The organism is Rhodococcus sp. KB6 (assembly GCF_001445685.1).
Taxonomy (GTDB): domain Bacteria; phylum Actinomycetota; class Actinomycetes; order Mycobacteriales; family Mycobacteriaceae; genus Rhodococcus_F; species Rhodococcus_F qingshengii.
On the sequence record NZ_LNAK01000099.1, the window covers coordinates 184,416 to 197,673 of the forward strand.

Here is a 13,258-nt window from a genome sequence, read left to right on the forward strand (position 1 = left end):
CACTCCATTCGTAAAAGAACTCTATTTCGACTCTTCGAACCCGATCAACCGCTCGGACATCGTCGTCATATCTGCAATGAACTGGTTCTGCTCTTCGACACTCGCCTTACTCAGTCGTGCTCCACCGGCCATCTGTGCATCCGAGATCATCTGAACGAGCACCGGAGGCGAAACGCAGGGATCTACGTCGTGAACCTGTCGAATCCGATCGACAAAGCGGACGTAGCGGCTCACGAGCTTTTCGCGAACCGCCGACCAACTGCGCTCGACCTCGGAATCCACCCGCGCCCGATGCTCGATCACCGCGAGCAGGTCACCGTAGGTGTACACGGCCGTGATGAACGCCGACGTGGTCGTTCGGAGAACTTCGCGTAGATCCTCGGCCGCCGGGCCCTCCATGTGCTGAGCGTCGAGGAAGCGTCGGCACATCATTTCGGCGACGGCGCGGAAGACCTCGTCCTTCGACGAGAAGTACGCGTAGAAGGTCGCCCGGGACACATCAGCCCTGGTCGTGATCGTCTCGACCGTCACGGCGTCGTATCCGAGTTCGCCGAAGCAGAGGGCAGCGGTGTCGAGCAGTCCGGCACGGCGTGGACCGTCGCCGAGTTTGCGGGCTGTCCGCGCTCGCTCCTGCGTTTCACTGGTGGTCACCGTCACAGTGTGTGTTGACGTTGACGTCAATGTCAAGAATCGCGAGCCCGGCGCCCCACTTCGGCTTTTTGTTCGGGTCACCCTTTCACACCCCGCATATCGGGTGTAAGACTCTGCCTCTAATGTTTTTCGCCTTTCCCAGAAGGAGTCAATTCCGTGCCGGAAGAATCCGCCTCGCCCTCCTATTCCACAATCAAGGAAACAGTTGCAGCTTTGATGCCGGCACTGGAGTCGGAACTCGTCGAACTTGTTCGTATTCCGTCGATAGCAACAGAAGGTTTCCCCAGCGAGCCCCTGTTCGAGGCTCACGACCTGATCGTTTCTCTATTGGAGAAGTCCGGAGTCACGAAGATAGAGAAACTCGAAATAACAGGTAAAACTGCGCCGGTCATCATTGCAACAGTTCCCGGTCCAGAGGGAGCCCCGACCGTATTGATGTATTCGCATTACGACGTCGTTCCCGCCGACGACGTCGAACTCTGGGATTCACCGCCTTTCGAACCGAGCAAGCGTGACGGCGCGATTTACGGCCGCGGTACGGCAGATTCGAAGGCAAACGTCATCGGCATGATCGGCGCGCTTCGCGTCTTCGACGGAAAGCCGCCGGTGACGGTCAAGCTCGTCATCGAAGGCCAGGAAGAATTCGGCAGCCCCTTCGACAACTATCCGCCGGAAGCCCCCGAATTGTTTGCGGCCGACGCAATGGTCATCGCCGACGTCGGGAGCGTTCGACCCGGATCACCGACCCTGACCGTCGCACTGCGCGGATCGGCCCAGGTGATCGTCGAACTCACCACTCTCGGAGCCGACAAGCACAACGGCCTCTACGGCGGCGCCGCACCGGACGCCCGCCTCGCGCTCATCCGCGCACTGGCGTCGCTGCACGACGACAACGGTGACGTGGCGATCGACGGCCTCCTGCGCGAACCGTGGACCGGCAGTTCATACACCGAGGACGAGTTCCGCACCCTCGCCGAGATCCAAGACGGGCTTCCGCTGCTCGGAACCGGCGGCATCGGCGAACGCATCTGGTCGGGCCCGGCCATCACCGTGACGGGAATCGACGCTCCCCCTGTGGACGGTGCGGTCAACGCCGTCGCAAGCACTGCCCGCGCCGTGATCAATCTGCGCGTACACCCGCGCCAACCTGCCATCGAGGCGCAGGCTGCTCTGGTCCGACACCTGGAAGCCCTGCGCCCCTTCGGTTTACAACTGACTGTCACCGCGGGAGAAACCGGCGACGGGTTTGCGGCAGCCGAAGGTGGACCGGCCTTCGACGCGGCATTGTCTGCATTATCGCAGTCGTGGGGTGAGCCGGCCGGGCTGATGGCAGGCGGCGGCTCGATCCCCCTCGTGATGGCCTTGGATACAGCAGTGCCCACCGCCGAGAAGCTGTTGTTCGGCGCCACCGACGGTTACGCGAACATCCACGGCCCCAACGAACGCGTCCTGCTCGACGAGCTCGAGAAGGCCGTCGTCGCCAAAGCACTGTTCTTCCAGGAGTACGCACACACCTTCGAGGGGAAGAAATGAGCACCGAGACCGACACGGGGTCCGCACCTACTCCGGCCAAGAAGAAGTTCGAGTTCCCCGGCGCGGTCACGATGCTCGCGATCGTCACCATTCTGGTCTGGGTTGCGGCACTGTTCATTCCGGCCGGACGCTTCGGCGTCGACGTGGACGGCTCACCCGTTCCCGGCAGCTTCGAGACCGTCACGTCTCCGCTGTCGTTCTGGGAACGAATCCAGCAACTGATCCTCTCCCCCGTGAACGGCCTGTACGGCGTACAGGATTCGATCACCGGGTTCGTCGACACCGACAACATCGGACGGCTCTTCGGTTCGGTCGGCGTAGTCCTCTTCATCATGGCGCTCGGTGCGTTCATCTCGGTCAGCTTTGCCACCCGCAGCCTGGAAACCGCTGTCTCCCAGCTGGCTACCAAGCTCAGCGACAAGGGCTGGTTGCTCATCACCGTCATCATGGTGCTGTTCTCGCTGCTCGGTTCGACAATGGGCTTCTCGGTCGAGACGTTCGGCTTCTACGCCCTGCTCATCCCGCTGATGACGGCACTGGGTTACGACCGCATGGTCGCGGCCACCATGATCATCCTCGGCGCTCTGGTCGGAAACATGGCGTCGACCGTCAATCCGTTCTCGATCGGCGTCGCCTCCGGTGAGGCAGGCGTCTCCATCGGTGACGGCATCGTGCTGCGCGTGATCCTGTGGATCGTATTGACCGCTGTGGCAGTGGCATTCGTTCTCCGCTACGCCGCAAAGGTGAAGAAGGATCCGTCCAAGTCGCTTGTCGGTTTCGACATCGCGGACGACGAAGACGAAGAGCCGGCCGAGCCGGTGGACATCGACGGCAAGCTCACCGGAACTCAGAAGCTGGTACTGCTCATCACCGGACTCACCTTCGGACTGATGATCTTCTCCGTCATCCCGTGGTCGAGCATCTTCGGCGCCACCACCGGTCCGGCCGAGTACGACGCGTACCACGTCACGGCAACCGAGCCCTACTGGTTCGAGTTGAACTGGTGGTTCCCGCAATTGGCGATGCTGTTCATCCTCGCCGCCGTTCTCGTCGGCATAGTCGCGAAGATGGGTGAGAAGAAGATCGTCTCCCTGATCACGCGTGGAGCCGGCGACATGGTCGGACCGGCGATCGTCATCCTGCTCGCTCGCGGCGTCTCGGTGATCATGACCAACACCGAAACCCTCGACACCATCCTCAACGCGATGGAGCAATTGGTCAGCGGCGCTTCGGCGGGGGTCTTCGCGATCCTGGTGATGCTCGTCAACATCCCGCTGGCGTTCCTGATCCCGTCCAGTTCCGGTCACGCCACCCTGGCGATGCCGCTGCTCGCGCCGCTGGGCGACTTTGCCGGAGTCAGCCGAGCACTCGTCATCACCGCCTTCCAGATGGGCCACGGCCTGATGCTGATGGTTGCCCCGACCAACGTCGTCGTTGTCGGCGGGTTGGCCATGGCGAAGGTCGGCTACGACAAGTTCCTGCGCTTCGTCTGGCCACTGCTACTGATCAACTTCGTGATCGTTGTCGTGGTGATCGGCGCAGCAGCGGTATTCGAGTAGTTCAGGCGTGGTGGGCCTGGCGTGCCGCCGTCTCCAGACGGTCGGTGTACTCGGCCCACCACGCCTCATCACCGGGAGCCAGATTGTTGTCGCCCGCTTTCATCCCCGCGGCGCCGTCGATCAGCTCCCGCACGATGTCCGCGTGGCCGGCGTGCCGATGGATCTCGGTGACAACGTGAACGAGTATCCGGTGCAGTGTGACGTCGCGACGATCCTCCGGCCAGTGCTTCACGAAGCCGGGGGCGTCCAGATCGTGCTCCTCGATCGTGGCGTCGGCGAAAGCCCAGGTGCGGCGATAAGTTTCGACGATGTCGGCAGTGGACTCGTCGGCGCGGGCCCACATGTCGACGTTGAGTTCCTCCGAACGCAACCACGCGGGGAGATCGGGAACACGCCGGCCGAACGTCGGACCGAAATACCCGAGCTCGACGCCGATCATGTGTTTGACCAGACCCAACAAGTTGGTCCCTGTCCGGGTCATCGGGCGCCGAATGTCATACTCCGACAGCCCGTCGAGCTTCCAGACGAGCGCATCACGTGCTGCCTGCAGGTACCGCTGGAGATCTTCCTTTTCCGAGTTGGTGGTCATGAAACCAACCTAAACCGAGTGGAGCAGACATTGACAGCGGTCGAGGATCTGACCGAGGTTGCCTCTCGGGCCGTCGCCGCCGAGCGTGACGCCCGGTCGGTGCGCTGGCACAACCCGGCAGCCGTCCGCAAGGCTGCCGCGTCCGTAGGTGATTCGCTCGACGACGAACGATCAGCGCTGAGCCGACCGTCGTACAGCGGGTTGTCACCGTCGCCGCACATGGCGCGCCAACTCGAACTGATCACGACGTTGCAGCCGCCGCTGCCCGCCGACGCCGGCATCGGCACCGCCGCGCAGGCCGAGGCCGACGCCGTCGCCGCGGTGACCACCGCACGGATAGCGTTGCGCGCCGCCCACCTTGCGGTTCTCGAAGCACGCGTCGCCGCGCTCGATGCCGGTGACACCGATACCGTCGCCGCCGCGATCCGTGGTTACGTCCCGCTGAACTCGGGCAACCCCGTCGTCCGGCATGTGCAGGATCTCGGCTCCCGGATCCGTGAGGAAGCACGGCACGTGGTGAGTGGTAAGCCTCGGTCGATCGCTTTTCGGCTGGGGCTGAGCCTCGGAATGGGCTTGGCGTACCTGGCATTCATTCGCCTCTTCCAGTGGGACACCAAGGAAGATCGACTGCCTTACCTTGCGCTGTATGCACTCTCGGGTGTGGTCGGAAGCGTCGTGTGCACCAATGCGCTCAGCTTCGACGCCGGCCGCGTGCGCGCTGCGTTGTCCGGTGGAACGAGGCTCTGGCACGTGCTCGTCGCGAAAAACGCGGTGATGCTGCTCCTCGTCGGCAGCGCCGGGTTCCTGCTCAGCGCCGTCCTCGCGTGGCGCTCCGGAAGCAGTGCCGACCTGGTGAAGGCGTGCGGCCAGGTGCTGACCATGATCCTGCTCTGGTTGGGGGTCGCGAACGTGATGTCGGTGAGCTTGCCGCTGCGGGCAGAACCGATGACGGCGCGGCGCCACGACGGCACGTGGAAGCAGTTCCTGCTGTCCTTCGTCATCTCGTACGGTGTCGGACTGATCGTCAATCTGATGCTCTACTGGCGCGTCTGGGCAAAGACGACGCTGCTCGAGCAGATGGGCGTTCCGTGGATTCCGGTCCTGCTGCTCCTCGCGAGCGCGGCCGCGACGTGGCTGTTGCTGACCGTGCTGGCCGTACTCCTGGCCGAGCAACCGCGCTTCCGTCGCGCCTTGCACCGGGAGATGGTGGTCTACCGCGAAGAAACCAACCACTTGCAGGCGACCATTCAGCACAATTCCGGCTAATGTAGCCGTGCGTGGCTGATCCGGGCACGTCGCGAGTACACGCAGTGTCGAGGAAGGCGTGACCCATCATGTCCGTAAAGCCTGGCGCGGCCGCCACAACGGCCGCCGTGAGCACCGCCTCCTGGCTACCACTCATCGTGGTGGTCCTCACCCAGATTCAGGCGTCGTTCGCCGTCAACGCCCTGACCGTCTCGATGGCCGGCATCACCACCGATCTCGACACGCCCGCAACAAGTGTCGGCACCGCGATCACCGCGGGCACCTTCGCCATGGCTGCCTTCATTCTGTTGGGGGCCAAGATCGGCGCCCGTTACGGAACGCGTCTGGTCTTCCAGATTGCCGTCGCGATTCACGGCCTCGCAATGGCCGCGGTCGCCCTGAGTCAGAGCCCGGCAATGCTGTTCGTGGCGCAAGCTGCATCCGGCGCCGTGATCGCCCTCATCGCTCCCGCGTTGACGGTCTTCATCGCCACGAACTTCAGTGGCGATCAGCAGGCAAAGGCCATCGGTTACCTGGCAGCAGCAATCCCGGCGGCCGGTGTGCTGGCGCTGCTCATCGCCGGTTCCTTCGCGACGACGATCGGGTGGCGATACTCGTTCGCCCTCGTCGTGGCTCTCGCGGTGGTCAACCTGATCCTGAGCTTCCGGGTCAAACCTGTTCCCCCGCAGAAGGACATCACCATCGACTGGGCCGGCGCCGCCATTGCTGCCGTTGCCGTCATCCTGCTCAGCTTCGGTTTCAGCGGCCTGAACTCGTGGGGCGTCATCCTGGCCACCGACGCTGCGCCGTTCTCGGTCATCGGTGTTTCACCCGCGGCCATCCTGATCGTCCTCGGCACCATCTGTGCGCAGGGATTCTTCCAGTGGACGCGAAGCCGCAAGGCGCAGAACAAGCCTCAGCTCTTCAACCTCGACGTCCTCAAGACCGGCGCCGAGCGCGCCACCACGATTTGCATGGCGACGATGATGTTCGTGGGAACCGCGGCCAACTTCCTCATTCCGCTGTACATGCAGATCATCCAGGGCCGCAGCAGCTTGCAGACGTCGTTCTCGATCATCCCGTACACACTTTCGATCTTCATCGCGAGTACCGTCGTCGCGCGTCTGTACAAGACGTACTCCCCGCGTCTGATCGCACGAGCCGGGTTCGTCGTCGTTGCCGCTGGACTCATCTTGTTGGCCTTCACCATTCGTGGCGACTGGCATCAGATCTTTGTCGTCATCGGACTGATCACCCTCGGCCTCGGGCAGGGCGCCATCGTTGCGCTGGTGTTCAACACCCTCCTCACCGCAGCCCCCAAGGAACTGGCCGGCGACGTCGGTGCCTGGCGGGGACTGGTACACAACATGTCCGGCAGCGTCGGCATCGCGGTGGCCAGCGTCTTCGCCGTCGGAATCCTCGGTACCCTCGTCAGCTCGCAGCTGATCGACAACCCCACCATCCCGGCATCACTCAAGGTCGAGTCCGGGATCAATCTCGACCAGGTCAACTTCGTCCCCAACGATCAACTCGTCGTGACGCTCGAAAACACCTCGGCGACACAAGCACAGATCGACGAAGCCATCCGGATCAACACCGAAGCGCGCTTGCGCGCCCTGCGAACCTCGCTACTCGTCCTCGCCGGACTCTCCCTGCTCGCCATCATTCCGGCCGGCCGCATGCCCGACGAAGTACCTGCTCTGGAAGAACCGCAACCCACGAAGGGCAAGAAGTAACCGATGTCCAACCAAGACCAATTCGGTCCGATCGAATACGTTGCCGTCGAGTTTCCCGGCGGTGCACCGACCTCCGCAGGATTCGAGCAGCTGCTCACTCTCGTCGACTCCGGCGTGATCCGCATCCTCGACCTCGAGTTCGTCACCAAAGCCGCCGATGGATCAGTGGCCGTCGTACCGGCATCGACCTTCGAACTCGCAGATTTCGATCTGGCGCAGTTCGACGGCGCAGCCTCCGGACTGCTCGACGCCGGCGACATCGCCGCCGTTGGTGACGAGTTGGCCACCGGTAGTGTTGCCGCCGTGCTCGTTTACGAGGAACTGGCCATACTGCCGGTGATCGACGCGTGGACACGCAGCGGCGCAAAGATTGTCACCGAAGGTCACCTGAGCTTGGACGAACTTGCCACCGCACTCGACAACACCGCACCAGGCAATACGGAGAAGGACGCATGAGTTTCTTGAGGCGAGCCGGCCGGGTAGCCGTCGCAAGCTCCATTCACGGCAATGTTCAGCGCCGTCAGCGGACCCGTTGGGCCGCCGAAGATCAGGCTCGCGCAGCGCAGGCCCAGCCGGTGCCTCCGATTCCCGATCTACCACCCCTGCCACCGCAGGCAGCTCCGGCAGCATCGATGGACTTGAAGCTCGAACAGCTCACCAAGCTGGGCGAACTCAAGAATGCGGGAGTATTGACCGAGGCCGAGTTCGAGACCCAGAAGGCACGTATTCTCGCCTGACCTAGCTGCGCCTCCCGAGTGCAAAAGCCATGACGGGAAGCTGCGTCGTCGCGAGATTCAACAGAGATGCCACTCGCGCATCCGTGAATCCTGCGATGGCGCAGCCCGCAAGTCCCATCGCCTCGGTCACGAGGTACAGATTCTGAACCAGCACACCGGCATCCACGTGCATCGTGCGGTAGTGCCGCATCGCGTACTTCTCGAGCGGAGCTTCGACGTCGGCGACCACAAACAGAAGAACCGGGAACACGTCGACGAACTCGGGTTGGAGCAGGCTCGCTCGAAGGTGCTCTCGCACGTCGCCTGGCCGGACAGCTTCGGCACGGCCTCGGGCATATCGGTATACCCCGGCTCCGAGCTCGTCTCCGGGTCGGCTGAGAACAAACGACAGCGTCAGTTCGCGCATCCCGCCCGCCGTCGGGCTGCTGACAAGGCTGTGGTGCAACACGTTTGACAGCTCGCCTGCTCGGAGTACCGTCTGTGCGGGGTCGTAGCGGCTCCGTCGTGCCTGCAAGACGTCCGCGAACCCGCAGGCCGGCAGTGGCGTCGCGGCCGGCAGTTCCACGGATTCACACGTCACCGGCGGCAGTGCGTGCTCGTCGAACGGTAGCTCCGACGGACTCACCGTCCGGTCCAACACTGCATGCAGCGATACGACGGCCTCGATTCGCTCGAGTGCGGTCACGAACCCGGGTGCAGCAGGCGAGACACCTCGCCGGCCCCGTCGATCGAGACCAACTCGCCGGCGAACCACGCCTCCGGAACGGCAAAGATCGCATTCGACGCCGCGGCGGGGGTTCCGGCAAATGCCGTCCGCGCAGCATCCAGGGTGGATTCCCGAGCCGACTCGGTGGAGTAGACGACGAGGACAGCCTTCGGCGACTTCGCGAGCACCGATTCCGTGGCTACCTGGCCGAAGTACTTTCCGTCGGGAAGGTCGTTCTCGAAAAGATTGCTTCCCCCGGCGGCCTCGAGCACACTGCTGTAGAGGCCCCTGGCCAGAGCATAGGACTGTCCCTCCGAAACCTGAACCATCACAGTGGGAACCGGCTCCTGCCCGGCGACAGATGCCTCGGTTGCTGCGAGGGACTTCTTGCCGTCGGCCAGGAGGGTTGCTGCCGCGTCACTAGTTCCGGTCAAGGTGCCGAGACCGTCGAGGTCGGACCAGACGTCGTCGATCCGCCCCTCGGTGACGGCCTTGTGGCAGTAGCCGCTGTTCACGAAGATCGGGATGCCGAGGTCACGCAATTCGTCCATGGTCTGCAATCGGTCACCGTCGAACCAGTATTCCCCGTCGGAGACGATCAGATCCGGACGGGCGTCGAGCAATGCTTCTTTCGCGGGAACTCCGGTGCTCAGTACCGGCACGGCCGCGAACTGATCAGCGAGTTCGGGGCTGGGAGGAGAGAGGTCGGTATTCGATTGTCCGACAATGCGGTCGGCGGCGCCGAGCTGAATGAGAAGTTCCGTCATCGACGGATACAGCGAGACAATCCGCTCCGCCGTCTTGGGCACCGTGACCTCGCGATCACAATTGGTGACGGTGATCTTCTCGGACGACGACGCCGCCGAATCCGCCGTGGAGTTTCCGCATGCGGTCAGTACTGCAGTGGCGGTAACGGCCGAGCACAACAGCGCGGCAGTACGTATCGAGGATTTCAAGACACTGCTTCTTTCGTGTGTAGGAGCGGAGGGGCGAACGAGAGCAGGGGGCGCCCGGTCAACGGATGAGTGCCGAGATGCACCTGAACCCCGAATACTTCGGACAGCAGGTCCTCGGTGAGGACCTCGGCCGTTGGTCCTGTCGCGACAACTACCCCGCCGGAGAGCAGACAGACGTAGTCGCAATACGCTGCAGCCAAGGCGAGTTCATGGATCGCGACAATCGTCGTGGTACCGAGTTCGGCGACCAATTCCATCAATTCGAGTTGAGCACGGATGTCGAGGTGGTTGGTGGGCTCGTCCAGGACCAGCACCGACGGTTGTTGAGCGATCGCCCGGGCCAACATCACACGCTGTTTTTCTCCGCCGGACAGTTCGGCGAAGAGACGTGATCCAAAGCCCTGCATGCCGGTTCGCACCAGTGCGGCGCTGACGATGTCTCGGTCGATCTCGCCGAGTCGAGAGAACGCGCTGTGATGCGGCGTCCGACCCGTTGCAACCACCTCGCGGACACTGAACGAGAAATCGGATGAATGCTCCTGCCCCACAACACCGATGATGCGTGCCGCCGATCGAGGCGAGAGATCGTCCCAAACATTCACCTCGTCCACCTTCACGATTCCGCTTCGAGGCTTCATCGAGCGATACAACGCGCGCAGGAGGGAGGACTTTCCACTGCCGTTCGGTCCGACGAGTCCGACCACGCTTCCCTCGGGCGCTTCGAGGTCTACACCCGAAACCACGAGGCGTCCGCCCCGAACGACGTGAATTCCGCTGGCCGACAATCTCATGACTGCGCACCGCCGTCCCGTCGAAGCAACCAGAGGAAGAACGGTGCACCCAATCCGGCGGTGATGATCCCGAGTGGTAATTCGTTGGGCGCATCCAACATCCGAGCCGCAAGATCGACGATCACCAGGAAGGTGGCACCAACCAACGCGGTCGCGGGGAGCAGCTTGCCGTGATCGGAACCGACCAGAAGTCGTACGGCGTGCGGCACGAGCAGCCCCACGAAACCGATTCCCCCGGCGACGGATACGACAACCGCGGTCAGCAACGACGCGATCACCAGTAGTAGCAACCTGGTACGGCGCACGTCCACGCCGACCGATTGCGCACTCTCGTCTCCCATGGCCAACGCGTTGAGTTGGCGCGATTGTGTCAACAGAATTGCCGCACAGACGGTGATCACCGCGGCGGGCACACCGAGATCCGACCAACTGGCCCCGCTCACCGAGCCCAGCAACCAGAAGAGCACTCCCGAAAGCTGACTCGGATCGGCGCGCAACTGCACAAAACTTGTTGCAGCCGAGAGCAGATAGCCGATGGCAACTCCGGCCAGGACCATGCGCAGCGGGACGAGCATTCCCTCTCGCCGACCCAGTACGAGAACCGCGATCAGGGAGACCATGGCCCCCAGGAAGGCTGCCACCGGAACACCGATCGACAGGCTGGTTCCGATGCCGGTCGTCATGATCAGTACTGCACCGAAGGATGCTCCGGAACCCACGCCCAGAATGTACGGATCGGCAATCGGGTTGCGCACCAACGCTTGCAGCACGGCGCCGGCCAACGACAATCCGGCGCCCGCCAATGCCGCAATCAGAATGCGCGGTACCCGCAATCCCCACACGATCCGATCGAGCAACGGGTCGACCGGCGGACCGCCGACGTGTGCGTACAACACCGCGAACACGTCGGCAAAGGACACCGACGCGGCACCCGACCACACCGCGACGGTGGAGACCGCGACAAGCACAACCGCCGTGGCCAACAGAAACGGGACGTACCCGCGCTCGCCGACGGGATGTGGACGCGACGGCACTCGTGGTGCTGCCTCGCTGGTCAGCGTCATCGCACTCCTGAGTCGGTGGGGTTCGCAGTCATGAACAGTTGGATCTAACCATAACGACAGTCGTTTTCATTAATAGTCACATGCTCATTTGTGCGGATAAGGGTCGGTCCGCAGCGCGCTCGCCCACGCGAAGAGCGCCCCGACCAGCGCAAAGATGCACGCAACGAGGTAGGCGGTGCCGATGTCCCAGCGTCCTGCGATTGCCCCGGCAATCAAGGCGCCGACCGGCGAACCACCCCAGGCGACCATCCTCGCCGTGGTGTTCACGCGCCCCTGCAGACGATCCGGAGTCAGGCGCTGACGTGCACCGATGCCATTGAGGATGGTGACGGTCGCACAGCCGGAGTAGACGACGAGCGCCGTGATCGCGGCGCCGGTGTTGCCGGTTGTCGCAACGACGAACAGCACCACCGGGGCGATGGTCAGCGCCCCGACAGTGATCGCCCCGACCGGCCACTGCGCCGGTAGGCGTGGAAGCACGAGCGCCCCGACCACTCCACCCACGGAGACGGCCGTCCACACGGCGCCGATCATCGGACTCGACGTCGAAATCCCAAGCCTCTCGGATGCGTACACCACCAGGAGCGCCGTAACCGCACCCTGCGTCAGGGAATTGACGAAGCCGACGCCGGTCAAGGCTCGCAGAAGCGGCGACCGCCAGAGGAAGCTGAGGCCCTCGCGTATGTCACGCGCAATTCCGGTTCCCGACTTCTTCGGCGCCGCAGGAGTAATCGAAAACGAGGCTCCGATCGAGGCCATGGCCAGCCCGGCCAGTACGTAAGCCAGTGCATCAGCACCCAATGCGTAGGCCGGGCCGATCGAGGCCACAAGCACGCCGGCTATCGCCGGAAAGACAACATCGATCAGCGTGCTGGACGTCCACAGCGCGCTGTTGGCCGCCGGTATCCTCTGCCGACCGACCAGAGCAGGCAGCGCTCCGAAAGCAGCGGCGTCGAACCACACGAAACACGTTCCGATGCACATCGATACGCCGACGGCATGCCACGCCGTCAATACGCCGAGTGCCTGCGCCGCCGGAATACTCGCCAAAGCAAGTGCAGCTACGGCCTGCGCACACAGGATGACCGTCCGCCGGTTGACTCGGTCTGCCACGGCGCCGGCGAACAAGCCGAACACGAGATACGGCAGAACCGTCCCCGCAGCCGCGAGCGAGGTGAGAAACGGAGACCGGCTGATGTCGAACACCAGGATCGGCATGGCCACTCCGGTGACCGCCGCACCGGCTACGGCAATCGTACGAGCCGTGAAGAACAATCGAAACGATCTGTCCCGAAAGACATGTGGTTGCGCTTCGACGGATCCCGTCGTCGGGGTCTCGCTCATGTATGCACTCTCTTGTACCTGTTGCTCTCCGTGGCGATCTTTCGTACGGTGGCATCGTAATGGAAATGGTTTCCATTACGGAAGGGATGACAATGAGCAACATTTCGTTCGACAGCGTCTCCAACTCGGCTCCGGCCAATGCACTCCAGGGCGTCGGCACCAACGCTCTCGTCGACAACCCGTTTACCTTCGAGCCGGTTGCCGAGGCAACGTCCGCACACGCCCTGCAGGGTGTGGGCACCAACGCCCTCGTCGACAACCCGTTCAGCTTCCAGAGCTGAAACCTCCCCTGATCCAGACTGTTTCGACAGTCTGATCTGCCGATGACCCCGCCCGCATCCGACTCG

The 13,258-nt window shown here is 63.2% G+C and carries 14 protein-coding genes; 7 read left to right on the forward strand and 7 right to left on the reverse strand.

All coding sequences use genetic code 11. The features are described from left to right. Positions 1–21: 21 nt before the first annotated feature. Positions 22–657 carry a TetR/AcrR family transcriptional regulator gene (locus ASU23_RS13485; RefSeq protein WP_058038091.1) on the reverse strand — a complete coding sequence of 212 codons (636 nt, stop codon included), beginning with the start codon at positions 655–657 and terminating at the stop codon, positions 22–24. A gap of 150 nt (positions 658–807) precedes the next feature. Here ASU23_RS13485 and ASU23_RS13490 point away from each other — a divergent pair, with 150 nt between their 5' ends. Beyond that, positions 808–2,184 (forward strand): M20/M25/M40 family metallo-hydrolase, encoded by a 1,377-nt coding sequence (locus ASU23_RS13490; protein ID WP_030535870.1) that lies wholly within the window; start codon positions 808–810, stop codon positions 2,182–2,184. Next, positions 2,181–3,743: a YfcC family protein gene (locus ASU23_RS13495; protein WP_058038092.1), complete on the forward strand. Its 1,563-nt coding sequence runs from the start codon at positions 2,181–2,183 to the stop codon at positions 3,741–3,743. The genes ASU23_RS13490 and ASU23_RS13495 overlap by 4 nt, the downstream gene beginning before the upstream one ends. A 1-nt stretch (position 3,744) precedes the next feature. Here the strand turns inward: ASU23_RS13495 and ASU23_RS13500 are convergent, their stop codons facing one another. Next, positions 3,745–4,332 (reverse strand): DinB family protein, encoded by a 588-nt coding sequence (locus tag ASU23_RS13500; RefSeq protein ID WP_058038093.1) that lies wholly within the window; start codon positions 4,330–4,332, stop codon positions 3,745–3,747. Positions 4,333–4,350: 18 nt separating this feature from the next. On the opposite strand from ASU23_RS13500, the gene ASU23_RS13505 reads away from it, so the two are divergent. The 4 genes from ASU23_RS13505 to ASU23_RS13520 all read left to right on the forward strand — a co-directional run bounded on the left by ASU23_RS13505 (position 4,351) and on the right by ASU23_RS13520 (position 8,050). Continuing rightward, a complete protein-coding gene (locus ASU23_RS13505) occupies positions 4,351–5,598 on the forward strand; it encodes a hypothetical protein (protein ID WP_253741336.1) in 1,248 nt (415 codons plus the stop codon). Between the two features lie 68 nt (positions 5,599–5,666). Next, entirely contained in the window at positions 5,667–7,313 is a 1,647-nt protein-coding gene (locus ASU23_RS13510; protein WP_054188693.1) for an MFS transporter, read from the forward strand. A 3-nt stretch (positions 7,314–7,316) separates the two neighbouring features. Further along, on the forward strand, positions 7,317–7,769 hold the full coding sequence (locus ASU23_RS13515; RefSeq protein ID WP_007735911.1) for a DUF6325 family protein: 453 nt from the start codon (positions 7,317–7,319) through the stop codon (positions 7,767–7,769). Beyond that, the gene (locus ASU23_RS13520; RefSeq protein WP_007735909.1) at positions 7,766–8,050 is read left to right on the forward strand and encodes an SHOCT domain-containing protein; all 285 of its coding nucleotides are present in this window, start codon (positions 7,766–7,768) and stop codon (positions 8,048–8,050) included. Before ASU23_RS13515 ends, ASU23_RS13520 begins: the two co-directional genes overlap by 4 nt. Before the next feature lies 1 nt (position 8,051). Here ASU23_RS13520 and ASU23_RS13525 read toward each other — a convergent pair whose 3' ends face one another. From ASU23_RS13525 to ASU23_RS13545, 5 genes are all read right to left on the reverse strand, one after another. Further along, entirely contained in the window at positions 8,052–8,735 is a 684-nt protein-coding gene (locus tag ASU23_RS13525; RefSeq protein ID WP_042920627.1) for a SagB family peptide dehydrogenase, read from the reverse strand. Further along, on the reverse strand, positions 8,732–9,712 hold the full coding sequence (locus ASU23_RS13530) for an ABC transporter substrate-binding protein (protein WP_058038094.1): 981 nt from the start codon (positions 9,710–9,712) through the stop codon (positions 8,732–8,734). Before ASU23_RS13530 ends, ASU23_RS13525 begins: the two co-directional genes overlap by 4 nt. Beyond that, positions 9,709–10,503 (reverse strand): ABC transporter ATP-binding protein, encoded by a 795-nt coding sequence (locus ASU23_RS13535; protein WP_042453274.1) that lies wholly within the window; start codon positions 10,501–10,503, stop codon positions 9,709–9,711. Before ASU23_RS13535 ends, ASU23_RS13530 begins: the two co-directional genes overlap by 4 nt. Further along, the gene (locus ASU23_RS13540; protein WP_058038095.1) at positions 10,500–11,567 is read right to left on the reverse strand and encodes an iron ABC transporter permease; all 1,068 of its coding nucleotides are present in this window, start codon (positions 11,565–11,567) and stop codon (positions 10,500–10,502) included. Before ASU23_RS13540 ends, ASU23_RS13535 begins: the two co-directional genes overlap by 4 nt. An 84-nt stretch (positions 11,568–11,651) precedes the next feature. Beyond that, on the reverse strand, positions 11,652–12,911 hold the full coding sequence (locus ASU23_RS13545; RefSeq protein ID WP_042920631.1) for an MFS transporter: 1,260 nt from the start codon (positions 12,909–12,911) through the stop codon (positions 11,652–11,654). Positions 12,912–13,003: 92 nt separating this feature from the next. Between ASU23_RS13545 and ASU23_RS13550 the strand changes: the two genes are divergently transcribed. Then, positions 13,004–13,192: a streptamidine-related RiPP repeat protein gene (locus ASU23_RS13550; protein WP_003943543.1), complete on the forward strand. Its 189-nt coding sequence runs from the start codon at positions 13,004–13,006 to the stop codon at positions 13,190–13,192. Positions 13,193–13,258 lie beyond the last annotated feature (66 nt).

Excerpts from the sequence above, each read along its gene's own strand:
- ASU23_RS13495 (WP_058038092.1), top strand. The coding sequence starts at position 2,181 with ATGAGCACCGAGACCGACACGGGGTCCGCACCTACTCCGGCCAAGAAG.
- ASU23_RS13500 (WP_058038093.1), bottom strand. The coding sequence starts at position 4,332 with ATGACCACCAACTCGGAAAAGGAAGATCTCCAGCGGTACCTGCAGGCA.
- ASU23_RS13510 (WP_054188693.1), top strand. The coding sequence starts at position 5,667 with ATGTCCGTAAAGCCTGGCGCGGCCGCCACAACGGCCGCCGTGAGCACC.
- ASU23_RS13515 (WP_007735911.1), top strand. The coding sequence starts at position 7,317 with ATGTCCAACCAAGACCAATTCGGTCCGATCGAATACGTTGCCGTCGAG.
- ASU23_RS13520 (WP_007735909.1), top strand. The coding sequence starts at position 7,766 with ATGAGTTTCTTGAGGCGAGCCGGCCGGGTAGCCGTCGCAAGCTCCATT.
- ASU23_RS13535 (WP_042453274.1), bottom strand. The coding sequence starts at position 10,503 with ATGAGATTGTCGGCCAGCGGAATTCACGTCGTTCGGGGCGGACGCCTC.
- ASU23_RS13540 (WP_058038095.1), bottom strand. The coding sequence starts at position 11,567 with ATGACGCTGACCAGCGAGGCAGCACCACGAGTGCCGTCGCGTCCACAT.
- ASU23_RS13545 (WP_042920631.1), bottom strand. The coding sequence starts at position 12,911 with ATGAGCGAGACCCCGACGACGGGATCCGTCGAAGCGCAACCACATGTC.
- ASU23_RS13550 (WP_003943543.1), top strand. The coding sequence starts at position 13,004 with ATGAGCAACATTTCGTTCGACAGCGTCTCCAACTCGGCTCCGGCCAAT.